This is a genomic window from Sinomonas sp. G460-2 (genome assembly GCF_047759905.1).
Taxonomy (GTDB): domain Bacteria; phylum Actinomycetota; class Actinomycetes; order Actinomycetales; family Micrococcaceae; genus Sinomonas.
Genome location: NZ_JBKZWT010000100.1, coordinates 1 through 11,944, shown reverse-complemented (window position 1 = coordinate 11,944; position 11,944 = coordinate 1). Strand labels below are relative to the sequence as shown.

Annotated in this window: 11 protein-coding genes and 1 pseudogene; 4 read left to right on the top strand and 8 right to left on the bottom strand. The window is 70.2% G+C overall.

Annotation, left to right across the window (positions count from 1 at the left end):
- From ACLN58_RS11245 to ACLN58_RS11235, 3 genes are all read right to left on the bottom strand, one after another.
- Positions 1 to 814 (bottom strand): ABC transporter permease (locus tag ACLN58_RS11245; RefSeq protein WP_415855345.1); only part of this gene is annotated, 814 nt, incomplete at its 3' end.
- Positions 792 to 1,592 carry a molybdate ABC transporter substrate-binding protein gene (gene modA / locus ACLN58_RS11240; protein WP_415855344.1) on the bottom strand — a complete coding sequence of 267 codons (801 nt, stop codon included), beginning with the start codon at positions 1,590 to 1,592 and terminating at the stop codon, positions 792 to 794. The genes modA and ACLN58_RS11245, both read right to left, overlap by 23 nt.
- Complete coding sequence (locus ACLN58_RS11235) at positions 1,589 to 1,996, bottom strand: TOBE domain-containing protein (RefSeq protein WP_415855343.1); 408 nt, start codon at positions 1,994 to 1,996, stop codon at positions 1,589 to 1,591. Before ACLN58_RS11235 ends, modA begins: the two co-directional genes overlap by 4 nt.
- Positions 1,997 to 2,129: 133 nt before the next feature.
- On the opposite strand from ACLN58_RS11235, the gene ACLN58_RS11230 reads away from it, so the two are divergent.
- From ACLN58_RS11230 to ACLN58_RS11215, 4 genes are all read left to right on the top strand, one after another.
- A complete protein-coding gene (locus ACLN58_RS11230; RefSeq protein WP_415855342.1) occupies positions 2,130 to 2,981 on the top strand; it encodes an HAD-IIA family hydrolase in 852 nt (283 codons plus the stop codon).
- A gap of 244 nt (positions 2,982 to 3,225) precedes the next feature.
- Positions 3,226 to 4,257 carry a LacI family DNA-binding transcriptional regulator gene (locus ACLN58_RS11225; RefSeq protein WP_415855341.1) on the top strand — a complete coding sequence of 344 codons (1,032 nt, stop codon included), beginning with the start codon at positions 3,226 to 3,228 and terminating at the stop codon, positions 4,255 to 4,257.
- Positions 4,258 to 4,274: 17 nt separating this feature from the next.
- A complete protein-coding gene (locus tag ACLN58_RS11220) occupies positions 4,275 to 5,006 on the top strand; it encodes an HAD family hydrolase (protein ID WP_415855340.1) in 732 nt (243 codons plus the stop codon).
- Between the two features lie 64 nt (positions 5,007 to 5,070).
- Complete coding sequence (locus tag ACLN58_RS11215) at positions 5,071 to 7,404, top strand: glycoside hydrolase family 65 protein (RefSeq protein ID WP_415855339.1); 2,334 nt, start codon at positions 5,071 to 5,073, stop codon at positions 7,402 to 7,404.
- Between the two features lie 112 nt (positions 7,405 to 7,516).
- Here the strand turns inward: ACLN58_RS11215 and ACLN58_RS11210 are convergent, their stop codons facing one another.
- The 5 genes and pseudogenes from ACLN58_RS11210 to ACLN58_RS11190 form a co-directional block, all read right to left on the bottom strand.
- Positions 7,517 to 8,599: an alpha/beta hydrolase gene (locus ACLN58_RS11210; protein WP_415855338.1), complete on the bottom strand. Its 1,083-nt coding sequence runs from the start codon at positions 8,597 to 8,599 to the stop codon at positions 7,517 to 7,519.
- The gene (gene pyrE, locus ACLN58_RS11205) at positions 8,580 to 9,167 is read right to left on the bottom strand and encodes an orotate phosphoribosyltransferase (RefSeq protein WP_415855337.1); all 588 of its coding nucleotides are present in this window, start codon (positions 9,165 to 9,167) and stop codon (positions 8,580 to 8,582) included. Before pyrE ends, ACLN58_RS11210 begins: the two co-directional genes overlap by 20 nt.
- A 25-nt stretch (positions 9,168 to 9,192) precedes the next feature.
- Positions 9,193 to 9,735 (bottom strand): gluconokinase, encoded by a 543-nt coding sequence (locus ACLN58_RS11200; protein WP_415855336.1) that lies wholly within the window; start codon positions 9,733 to 9,735, stop codon positions 9,193 to 9,195.
- Entirely contained in the window at positions 9,732 to 10,961 is a 1,230-nt protein-coding gene (gene manD, locus ACLN58_RS11195; RefSeq protein ID WP_415855346.1) for a D-mannonate dehydratase ManD, read from the bottom strand. Before manD ends, ACLN58_RS11200 begins: the two co-directional genes overlap by 4 nt.
- 148 nt (positions 10,962 to 11,109) lie before the next feature.
- Positions 11,110 to 11,944 (bottom strand): annotated as a pseudogene (locus tag ACLN58_RS11190) (mannitol dehydrogenase family protein); the annotation flags it as partial.

Here is an 11,944-nt window from a genome sequence, read left to right as displayed (position 1 = left end):
GCCGCCCGTAGGCGACTCCGACCACCAACGCGGCCACGAGCACGAGCACGAGCGCGAGGGCGACCGCGGCGTCCGGATCGACCTCGCGCTGGAGGTACACCTCGAGCGGGAGGGTCCGCGTCACCCCTTGGAGGCTCCCCGCGAACGTGAGCGTCGCGCCGAACTCGCCAAGGCTCCGCGCGAACGAGAGCACGAGCCCGGACGCGAGCCCCGGAAGCACGAGCGGGAGCGTGACGCGCCGGAACACGTGCGTGGGGCTGGCGCCGAGCGTCGCGGCGACCGCCTCGTACCGGCCGCCGGCCGTGCGGAGCGCACCCTCGAGGCTCACCACAAGGAACGGCAGCGAGACGAACGTCTGCGCCATGACCACGGCGGTCGTCGTGAAGGCGAGCTGGATCCCGAAGACATCGAGCCAGCGCCCCACGAGCCCGAGCCGGCCGAACGTGTAGAGGAGCGCGAGACCGCCGACGACCGGCGGCAGCACGAGCGGCAAGAGCACGAGCGAGCGCAGCCACCGGCGCCCGCGGACCGGCCCGCGCGCGAGGACGAGCGCCATGGGGACGCCGAGAACGAGGCACCCGGCGGTGCTCGCGAGGGCGGTCTCGAGGCTCAGGCGGAGGGCCGCGAGCGAGGAGTCGGACGTGATGAGCGGGACGAAGTGCAGCCAGTCGACCCTGGCCAGGATCCCCAGGAACGGGATGAGCACGAACAACCCGCCCAGCGCCGCGGGCACGTAGACCCAGCGCGGAAGCCCCGAGTACGCCCTCGTGCGTGGGCGAGGGGCGCGCGTGTCACGGCGCGCCGAATCCGGCATCGCCGAGCACCTTCTGCCCCTGGGCGCCCCGCACGAAGTCGACGAACTCCTGCGCGAGAGCGCCCGCCTTGGACTGCTTGAGCGCGGCGATGGGGTACCGGTTCACCGCGGCCTTCGACTCGGGGAACGGCACGCCGTCCACCTTGCCGCCCGCGCCCTTGACGTCCGTGACGTAGACGAGGCCGGCGTCGGCGTCCCCCGAGATGACCTTGCCGAGCACGTCCGTGACGGACTGCTCCTCGCTCACGGGCTTGAGCGCGAGGCCCGCGGACTGCGCGGCCTTCTGCGACGCGCTCCCGCACGGGACCTGCTGGGCGCACAGCACCAGGCGCACGCCGGGTTTGGCGAGGTCCTGAAGCGAGTGGATGCCCGCGGGGTTGCCCTTCGGCACGGCGATCTCGAGGACGTTCGTCGCGAAGATCTGGGGCCCGCCGGACAGGAGGCCGCCGCTCGTCGCCTTCGCCATGTTTGCCTCGTCCGCGGACGCGAACACGTCCGCGGGCGCGCCGTTCTGGAGCTGGGCGACGAGATCGGACGAGCCGCCGAAGCTCAGATTGACCTTGGCACCCCCGTGGGCGATCTCGAACTGGTGCGCGAGATCCGTGAACGTCGCCTTGAGCGACGCGGCCGCGAAGACCGTGAGGCTCGCCGAGGAGGACGACGTCGACTGGCCCCCGCCCGTCATCGGCATCGCCCCGCACGCAGTGAGGAGGGCGACGAGCGCGAGCGCCCCGGCCGCAGCGAGCCTCGATCGGGGTCTCACAATGCGGTTTTTCATGGGGCCTTCCCTCCGGGCGTCTCGACGATGACGGTCGTTGCCTTGACCACGGCCGTGGCGACGCTCCCCGGCTCGAGGCCGAGATCGCGCACGGCCTCCGAGCTCATGAGCGAGACCACGCGGTACGGGCCGCACTGAAGCTCGACCTGCGCCATGACGCGATCCTCGATGACCTTCGTGACGAGCCCCACGAAGCTGTTGCGCGCCGAGCGCGCCACGCCGCTCGTGTCCCGCGGCGCCGGGGCCTGACGGCGGGCCAACTCGGCGAGCTCGGCGCCGTCGACCGCGGCGCGCCCGGAGGCGTCCTTCACGGCGGTGAGCGCGCCAGCGTCGACCCAGCGCCGCACGGTGTCGTCGCTCACGCCGAGCAGGCTCGCGGCCTCGGCGATGCGGATGAGTGGCATGGGACCAGTCTAGATCCGCATTTGCGGTGTTGCGCGTCTGGATTCTCCGCTGTTGCGGATGGGTCGCATCCCATCCCCGCACTTGCCCCCAAGATGAAAGACTGGCCCGGTCAGTCCCCGATCAGGAGGCACCATGGCCGATACCGTCGCCCCGACCACCGATACCCTCGCCGCCGTTCCCGCGCCCGCGAGCGCCAAGGTCGTCTATCGCAGCGGCCAGGAGATCGAATGCTGGCTTACCGACATGGACGGCGTGCTCGTGCACGAGAACCACCCGATTCCGGGTGCGCCCGAGCTCATCCAGCGCTGGGTCGACACCTCGCGTCGGTTCCTCGTCCTCACGAACAACTCGATCTTCACGCCCCGCGACCTCGCGGCGCGTCTGCGGTCCTCGGGCCTCTCGATCCCCGAGGAGAACATCTGGACCTCGGCCCTCGCGACGGCGGTCTTCATCAAGGACCAGATGCCGGGCGCGCGGGTCTACTGCATCGGCGAGGCCGGGCTCACGACGGCGCTCCACGAGGCCGGAATGATCCTCACCGACCAGGACCCGGACTACGTAGTGCTCGGCGAGACCCGCACCTACTCGTTCAACGCCATCACGACCGCGATCCGGCTCATCGTGGACGGCGCGCGCTTCATCGCGACCAACCCGGACGCCACGGGCCCCTCGAAGGAGGGCGTCCTGCCCGCGACGGGGGCGATAGCAGCCCTCATCACGAAGGCCACGGGCCGCGATCCGTACACGATCGGCAAGCCGAACCCCATGATGTTCCGCTCCGCCATGAACCAGATCGACGCCCATTCCGAGACCACGGCCATGATCGGCGATCGCATGGACACCGATATCGTCGCCGGCATGGAGGCGGGACTGCACACGGTGCTCGTGCTGTCCGGCATCACGCAGCAGGCGGACATCCCCACGTATCCGTTCCGCCCGAACCAGGTGCTCAACTCGGTCTCGGACCTGCTGAATCAGCTCTAGCCCGGGCCCAGCCGAGCCCTGCCCCTCGAGAGCGCACGTTTCCCGCGAGAGCGCACGTTTCCCGGCGGTGAAACGTGCGCTCTCGCACGCGAGGTGCGCAGTCGCGCGAAAGGTGCGCTCCCGCCGTCGTCCGCGGCCCCGGCCACGGCTCTTGTAAACGCTTACAACTCCTGCTTACACTCTTCCGGGCGCGGGGCGGGCGTCTCCTCCTTGTCTGGTGATGAAAGGGCTGAGGCCGTGTTCCGTGGCTGACCGCGCTCGCGCGACGATCAATGACGTCGCGACGCTCTCGGGTCTCTCGATCTGCACCGTTTCCCGGGCCCTGCGCGGGCTGCCGAACGTCTCCCCCTCCGCGCAGCAGCGAGTCGAGGAAGCGGCCGAAAAGCTCGGCTACCGCGCGTCGTCGGCCGCTGCGCGCCTGGCCGGCGGGAAGACGGGGCACGTCGCGATCGTCGTGCCGAGGGCCACCGCCTGGTTCTTCGCCGAGGCCGTCGAGGCGGCCGAGGAGGCCTTCGCCGACGGCGGGCTCGACACCGTGCTCCTGAGCCTCCGAGGGCGCGACGACGCCAAGGACCGCTTCATCGGGAACCTCGACGAGCTCTCCGAGCGTGTGGACGGCGTTCTGCTGCTCGGTGTGAACTTCAGCACGCCCCAATTGGAAGCGCTTGCAGAATCGAAGCTCTCGGTGGCGAGCGTCGGCCTCAGCGGCGTCCCCTGGGACAACGTGGGCATCGACGACGAAGCCGCCGCCTACCGCGCCACGCGGCACCTGCTCGACCTCGGCCACTGGGACATTGCTACACTCGCCGGTAACGAGCCGAGCGACGGCACCGTCCGCACGGCCGCCCACCGGCAGTCCGGGTTCGAGCGGGCCCTCGCCGAAGAAGACCTCGAACCACATCCGGACATGATCGTGAGCGCGGAATCGTCGATCGAGGGCGGGTACCGGGCGATGACGGAGCTGATCGCCAACCGTCGCCAGCCCGGCGCGGTCTTCGCAGGCTGCGACGAAGCAGCGTTCGGGGCGCTCAAGGCTCTCCGCGAGCACGGGGTCACGGCGCCGAAGAAAGTCTCCCTCATCGGCATCGACGATCACCCCATGAGCTCGTTCCTCGGGCTGACCACGGTGTCCCAGCCCGTGGCAGATCAGGGCGCCTTCGCGGCCACCCTGCTCGCGGAGCGGCTCGACGGCCCGGATCCCGACGCACCACCCCAAGACCATCGACTGCCCACCCCCCTGATAGAACGCAAGACCACACGCCGCGCGCGGCACTGACCTACGGAGGCCCCCCAATGCTCTCCCAGACTCAGCTGGACATCTGGACCGGAACCGAGGCCCTGCTCTTCGACCTCGACGGTGTGCTGACCCCCACGGCCGCCGTCCACGAGTCGGCCTGGCGCCGCCTGTTCGAGGAGTACCTCGCGGCGGCCGGCCGCGGCCCCGCCTACTCGGACACGGACTACTTCGACCACATCGACGGCAAGCCGCGCTTCGACGGGGTCCGCGACTTCCTCGCCTCGCGCGAGATCGTCCTCCCCGAGGGCCCGCTCGACGACGACCCCGACCACGAGACCGTCCAGGGCCTGGGCAACCGGAAAAATCGCATCTTCAACGCGATCATCGAGAACGACGGCGTAGCCCCCTACCCCGGGTCGGCGCGCCTCGTCGAGGTGGCCCGCGAGCGCGGCCTCAAGCTCGCGGTCGTCTCCTCGTCCCGGAACGCGCCTGCCGTCCTGGCCGCTGCTGGCCTCACGGAGGCCTTTCCCGTGGTGGTCGACGGCGTCGTGGCGGCTCGCGAGGGCCTCCCCGGCAAACCGGACCCCGCGACGTTCCATCGGGCGGCGGAGCTGCTCGACGCCCCGCACGGCGCGTGCATCGTCGTCGAGGACGCAGTCTCCGGCGTTCAAGCCGGGGCGGCAGGAGGCTTCCGCGCCGTCGTCGGCGTTGACCGCGGGGCGGGGAGCGAGCAGCTCCTGGCCGCGGGGGCGACGTTCGTGGTGAACGACCTCGCCGAGCTGCTCTGACGCTCAGCCCCCTGACAGAACCATCCCCCCTGACTTCTTCTCACACCCAGAACGGCGCACACCCATGACTCTCGTCACTGCAGACCGCCTCCGCTTCCCCGTCGACGAGTGGGGCCTCCTCGAGACGACCCACGCTCCCGGTGCGGAAGGCCCGCTCGAGACGCTCTTCAGCCTCGGCAACGGCCACCTCGGCATCCGCGGCTCGCACACGGCCGAGGCGGATTCCGCCCTCCCCGGCACGTTCGTGAACGGCTTCCACGAGACGTTCGACATCCGTCACGCCGAGAACGCGTACGGCTTCGCGAAGCAGGGCCAGCGCATCCTCTACGTCCCGGACACCCATGAGACGACCGTCTGGGTGGACGGCGAGCAGCTCACGCTCGCGGGCTCGGAGGTGCTCGACTACCGCCGGCGCCTCGACTTCGCGACGGGCGTGTACGAGTGCACGATCGTGTGGCAGACGGCGTCCGGCGCGTCCGTGACCACTCGCGAGCGGCGCGTGATCGGGGCGCAGTCCCGCTCGAGCCTCGCGATCGACTTCGAGATCAGCGCTGACCGGCGGATCGTCGTCGACATGGAGTCGCACGTCGTCAACCGCCAAGACCAGCCGGCGGAGGACCACTCGGAGCACGACCCGCGCCGCGCGGGCCGGCACGCGGGACGCGTGCTCGAGACGGTCGCCGCGGAGGGCGCGAACGGGAGCCTCAGGCTCGCGTGGTCCACGGTGACGTCGCGGCAGCACGTCGCGATCGCCGTCGACCATTCCACGAACACGCCGCACCAGCCCTTCTCCACGGAGGCCGACGGCGACCGCAGCGGGGTGCGCTACGTCCTCCCGATCGAGCCGAACGAGACATTCCGGCTCGAGAAGAGCATCGGCTACGCCGTGGCACCGGCCGCCGATCCGGAGCTCGTGGACGCCGCGGCCGCCGCGGTGCGCAGGTTCGACGAGCTCGCCGCCGAGAGCGCCGCGCACTACGAGGGCTACTGGGCCGCCGCGGACGTGCAGATCGGCGGCTCGCCGGAACTCCAGCAGGCCGTGCGCTGGAACCTCTTCCAGCTCGCCCAGGCCACATCGCAGGCCGGCGTCGCGGGCATCCCCGCGAAGGGTGTGAGCGGTTCGGGCTACGAGGGCCACTACTTCTGGGACCAGGAGATCTACGTCCTCCCCTACCTCACGTACACGGCGCCCGAGGCCGCGCGACGCGTGCTCGGCTTCCGCCACGAGATGCTCCCCGCGGCGACCGCGCGGGCCGCCGAGCTCAACGTCGACGGCGCGCTCTACCCGTGGCGCACCATCAACGGCCAGGAGGCGAGCGCGTACTACGCCGCAGGCACGGCGCAGTTCCACATCAACGCGGCGATCGCGTACGCGGCCGCGCGCTACTCGTGGGCCTCGGGCGACGACGCGTTCATCGCCTCTGCGGGCGCCGACCTCCTCGCCGAGACGGCGCGGATGTGGGCCTCGCTCGGCTTCTTCGGCAAGAACGGCCAGTTCCACATCCATGGGGTCACCGGCCCCGACGAGTACACGGCCGTGGTGAACGACAACCTCTACACCAACGTCATGGCGAGGTTCAACCTCCGCGCGGCCGCGGTACTCGACCACCCGAGCATCTCGGACACCGACCGGCTTCTGTGGGCGCACATGGCGGAGCGCATGGCCCTCCCCTACGACGCGGACATGCGGGTCTACGCGCAGGATGCCGACTTCATGTCGCTCGAGCCGTGGGACTGGGAAACGCCGCGCTCGAAGTACCCGCTGCTGCTTCACTTCCACCCGCTCGTCATCTACCGCCACCAGGTGCTCAAGCAGGCCGACGCCGTGCTCGCGATGTTCCTCCAGTGGCAGGACTTCACGGCGGAGGAGAAGCAGCGCGCGTTCGATTTCTACGACCCGATCACCACGGGCGATTCGACGCTCTCCGCGTGCGTCCAGGGCATCATGGCCGCCGAAGTGGGGTACACCGAGGAGGCCCTACGGCACTTCACCACGGCGGCCTTCATCGACCTCGACAATCTGCACCACAACACGATCGACGGCGTCCACACGGCGTCGGCCGGCGGCGTGTGGAGCGCGCTCGTCAACGGCTTCGCGGGCTTCCGCGACCAGGGCCCGCTCCCCTACTTCGACCCGCGCCTGCCCGAGGAATGGGAGAGCCTCGCGTTCCGACTGCAGCTCCAGGGCCGCACCCTGAGCGTCCGGCTCACGCCCGGGCTGCTTCAGCTCGCCGTGGAGTCGGGCCAGCCGCTCGACGTGAGCGTGCGGGGCGAGATCGTCACGGTCGGCTCCGAGGCCTCGGCGATCGCGCTCGAGCCCACGGCGGCCCCCGTGCCAAGCATCTTCCCGAGGCCGTTCCCGACCGCGGGGCTCAGCGTGCTCACGCCGCAGCGCTAACCGATTTCGTTTCTGTCCACTTCTTAGCCCGAATTTGCGTGCCTCGCCCCGACACCCCGGGCTGCGGACCGATTGAAAGAGAACAAGGGGACAGGACCGCGGCGGGGCCGGCCTACCGGCCCCCGCCGCCCGCGCCGCCGATCCTGCGCGGCAGGGGAAGGAGCTCGGGCAGGAGCGTCCCGAGCACGGTGTTGTAGACGAGGGCACTCCATTCGGGGCTCGCGTGGGCGGGGAAGGCGCCGAGCGTCTGCAGCGAGGAGGAGGCGAGGTTGTCGGGGAAGTACTTCTGCCACCGGGCCCGAGCCGACTCGTAGTCCACGGTCTGATCGCCCGGATTGCCGATGAAACCGATCGGCGTCCGGCCGATCTCCCCTGCGAACCGCGTGACGTCCCAGTCGTAGATGTACTGGGACTCGGTCTGGATGAGCACGCTCGAGGGCGCGAGCGGTGTGAGCTGCTCGAGGGCCTGGTCCACGACCTGGGTCCACGTCCGCTCGTGCTTGTTGACGATCCGCTCCCCCAGCTCATACCCGCCGCGCAGGATCGACGGCACCCTGAAGCCGAGCTCGTACAGCTCGACGACGCCCTCGAACCACGAGAGGTCCTTGACGTCGTACTTCGAGGCCGGCGTCGAATCCAGCACGATCGCACCGACGCGCGGAACACTCGCCGAGCCGCTCGCGCCCAGCCGAGTCAGCCGGGACGCGACGTCGATCGCGAGCATTCCGCCGAAGGAATGCCCGTACAGGTTCAGCTCGGTCAGCTTGTTGCGCGAGGCATGGGCCAGGATCGCGTCCATCACCTCGTCGACCTCGAGGCCGTCGTTCGAATACCCCACCGCCGCGAGCTGCCCCCGCTCGCCCAGCGATGGCGCGAGCAGCGTGATGATGAGCTGCGCCTCCTCCCAGCTCGTCTTGTAGCCGGGGAGCAGGACCCACGAGGTGCCCGGGAAGCGGCGCCGCGCGTCGTCGTCGTTCGCGGTGAGCACGACCGTCGAGCGGCGCTGCGCCTGGATCGCCTTGGTGACCATCATGTCCGCGGCGAGGAGGCCCGAGCCGACGGCCCCAGTCAGGAAGGCGCGGCGCGAGACACGCCGCATGCGGCCGGCGGCGCGAAGCACCTCGACCATGCCGTGGACGCCAGCCTCCCCGAGGGCGGGCGTTCCCCCGCGGGGGTCAGTCGAGTCCGAGCTCATCCTTGCTGAACGCATAGAGGTACGGCACGCCCGCCTCGGCCTCGATGCGCTCCTTTGCGCCCGTCCCGCGATCGACGATGACTGCGACCGCGGTCACCTCGGCGCCCGCGTTGCGGACGCCCTCGACGGCGGTGAGCGCCGATCCGCCCGTTGTCGACGTGTCCTCGACGACGACGACGCGGCGCCCTTCGACCGAGGGGCCCTCGACCTGGCGCCCCATGCCGTACGACTTCTGGACCTTCCGGACCACGAACGCGTCGACGTCGCGGCCGGATTCGCGGGCCGCGTGCATGATGCCGGTGCCCACGGGATCAGCGCCCATCGTGAGGCCGCCCGCTGCTTCGACCGGCACGCCCGCGCGGTCAATGAGGCCGAGCATGACCTGGCCCACGAGCTGCGATGCCTCGTGATGCAGCGTGATGCGGCGGAGGTCGACGTAGTAGTCGGCCTCCTTCCCGCTCGAGAGGGTCACGCGCCCATGCACGACCGCGAGCTCCTTGATGAGCTCGAGGAGGCGTGCGCGCGCGGCGGCCAGGTCGGGCAGGGCTGAGTCAAGGGAGGCAGTCATGGCTCCGATTCTAGTTGCTGACGCTCTAGGCGCGGTCCTTCCGCAGCCACTCGACAGCCTCGCGGGCGATCTGCTCCGGCTCCTCGGCGATGCTGAACGCGGCGCCGTCCTCGTCGGAGTCGAGCGGCTCGAGAGTGGCGAGCTGCGAGTCGAGCAGCGACGGCGGCATGAAGTGCCCGGGCCGCGCGGCCATGCGCTCGGCGAGGAGCTCGCGCGTGCCGTCGAGGTGCACGAACACGGTATCCGGCGCGGCGGCGCGGATGAGATCCCGGTACTTGCGCCTCAGGGCGCTCGAACCGATCACCATCGTGCCGCGCGCGGCGGCCATCCGGGCACCGATCTCGCGGAGCCACGGCTCGCGGTCAGCGTCGTCGAGCGGGATCCCCGCGGCCATCTTCGCGACGTTGGCCGCCGGGTGCAGATCGTCCCCGTCGATGAATTCCCCGCCGAGCCGGTCGGCGATGAGCTTGCCCACCGTGCTCTTGCCGGAGCCGGACACGCCCATCGCGATGACGTGGAACACGGCGCCGTCCTGCTCGATCACCGGCTCACCAGTGGTGTTGCTCACCAGTCGTGAACCGTGCCATCGACGAGGCGGTTGTACGGGAGGTAGGCCTGCTGGTACGGGTAGGTGTTCGCGGCCTCCTCGTTGAACTCGACGCCGAGGCCCGGCTTGTTGCCAGGGTGCAGGTACCCATCCTCGAACGTCATGGACTGCTCGAACACGGTGTTCGTCGCGTCCGAGTGCTGCATGTACTCCTGGATCCCGTAGTTGTGGATCGCGAGGCCAACGTGCAGCTGGGCGGCGAAGCCGACCGGGGAGATGTCCGTGGGGCCGTGGAAGCCGGACTTGACCTGGTACTGGGCCGCGAAGTCCATGACCTTCTTGAGCGGGCTGATGCCGCCGAAGTGGGTCGACGCCGCGCGGACGTAGTCGATGAGCTGTTCCTTGATGAGGGTCTGGAAGTCCCACACGGTGTTGAAGATCTCGCCGATCGCGAGTGGGGTCGTGGTGTGCTGGCGGACCAGGCGCAGGGCCTCCTGGTTCTCCGCGGGCGTGCAGTCCTCGAGCCAGAACAGGTCGTACGGCTCGAGCGCCTTGCCGAGCTTCGCGGCCTGGATCGGCGTCATGCGGTGGTGGCCGTCGTGCAGGAGCGGGATCTCGGGGCCGAACTCGTTGCGCACGGCCTCGAAGACGGTCGGGAGATGGCGCAGGTACGCGCGGGTGTCCCAGTCCTCTTCCGTGGGGAAGGCGCCGCGGCCGGCAGGCTCGTAGTCGTAGCGCTCGCCCGAGGCCTGGGTCTGGGCGGCCACGCCGTAGACGGCCTTGATCCCCGGGACGGCGGTCTGGACGCGGATCGACTTGTAGCCGAGCTCGAGGTGGTGGCGGATCGAGTCGAAGAGCGAGGGGATGTCCGTGCCGGACGCGTGCCCATACGCGCGGAGGCCCTCACGGGAGGCCCCGCCGAGGAGCTGGTACACCGGCAGGTTCGCGACCTTGCCCTTGATGTCCCACAGCGCCATGTCCACGGCCGCGATCGCGGCCATCGTCACGGGGCCGCGCCGCCAGTAGGAGGACCGGTAGAGGAACTGCCATGTGTCCTCGATCCGGTGCGGGTCCTTGCCGATGAGCAGCTGGGCCACGTGCTCCTTGAGGTACGCGGCGACGGCGAGCTCGCGCCCGTTGAGCGTCGCGTCACCGATGCCCGTGACGCCCTCGTCGGTCGTGATCCGTAGCGTGACGAAATTGCGCGACGGGCTCGTCACGAAGACATCCGCAGCAACGATCTTCATATCGTTCCTCTCCATCCAATGCGTCTTTCCTCGCCAAGCCGTCGCTGGCGTGAGCGACGGCACTGGCGGCTTTCTCCCCACCATAGTGAGCCCCCCAACGGGTGGCAAACGTTTGCCACTTTATTGCCACCCGTTGCAGGGCTTGGGATTACTCGTCGGCAAACGTCCCCAGCAGGCTGTCAACGCGGTCGACGACGGCGGCATCCGCCGAGAGCCCCGCGTCCACGAGGCTCAGGAGCGCCTCAGTCCGCTCGCGGCCCTCGAGGCCGAGCGCCTGGCGAACCTCGCCCTCGAGCGGATCATGGAACTCGGCGCGCTGCCCGACGACGTGGACAAGATAATCCATCCACGCCGCGATCATGCGGGCCGCGCCGAGGCCCGTGCGGCCCTCGGCCCGCTCGGCACGCAGCACGGGCACGGCGCGGAGCCGGAGCTTGAGCGAGCCGTCCTGCGCGATCTGGGCCAGGTAGTGCGCGATCCGCGGGTTCGCGAAGCGCTCGAGCAGCGCGGCGCGGTAGCCCGGGACGTCGAGCTCCGGGAGCGTCAGGTGCCTCGTGGCCTCGTCCCAAAAGGCCTCCATCGCCTGCCGGCACACCGGGTCCGCGAGGGCCTCGGCGACCGTGGCGTGGCCGCGCAGCTGGCCCGAGTACGCGAGGATCGTGTGCGCACCGTTGAGGAGCCAGAGCTTGCGGTTCTCGAACGGCTCGATGTTGTCCACGAACAGCGCCCCGGCGTCCTCCCATGCGGGCCGGCCCGCGGGGAACTCGCCCGAGAGGATCCAGGACGCGAACGGCTCGGCCACCACGGGGGCGGCGTCGCGGTAGCCGCACTGCTCGGCGACCTCGGCGACGTCCTGGGCGGTCGTGCGCGGGGTGATGCGGTCCACCGAGGTGCCCACGAAGCTCACGTTCTCGCGCACCCAGGCGGCCAGGCCGCCGTCGTCCGCTCCGGGCGCCGAAGCGTCGAGGACCTCCGTACCCAAC

Excerpts from the sequence above, each read along its gene's own strand:
- modA (WP_415855344.1), bottom strand. The coding sequence starts at position 1,592 with ATGAAAAACCGCATTGTGAGACCCCGATCGAGGCTCGCTGCGGCCGGG.
- ACLN58_RS11235 (WP_415855343.1), bottom strand. The coding sequence starts at position 1,996 with ATGCCACTCATCCGCATCGCCGAGGCCGCGAGCCTGCTCGGCGTGAGC.
- ACLN58_RS11230 (WP_415855342.1), top strand. The coding sequence starts at position 2,130 with ATGGCCGATACCGTCGCCCCGACCACCGATACCCTCGCCGCCGTTCCC.
- ACLN58_RS11220 (WP_415855340.1), top strand. The coding sequence starts at position 4,275 with ATGCTCTCCCAGACTCAGCTGGACATCTGGACCGGAACCGAGGCCCTG.
- ACLN58_RS11215 (WP_415855339.1), top strand. The coding sequence starts at position 5,071 with ATGACTCTCGTCACTGCAGACCGCCTCCGCTTCCCCGTCGACGAGTGG.
- ACLN58_RS11210 (WP_415855338.1), bottom strand. The coding sequence starts at position 8,599 with ATGAGCTCGGACTCGACTGACCCCCGCGGGGGAACGCCCGCCCTCGGG.
- pyrE (WP_415855337.1), bottom strand. The coding sequence starts at position 9,167 with ATGACTGCCTCCCTTGACTCAGCCCTGCCCGACCTGGCCGCCGCGCGC.
- manD (WP_415855346.1), bottom strand. The coding sequence starts at position 10,961 with ATGAAGATCGTTGCTGCGGATGTCTTCGTGACGAGCCCGTCGCGCAAT.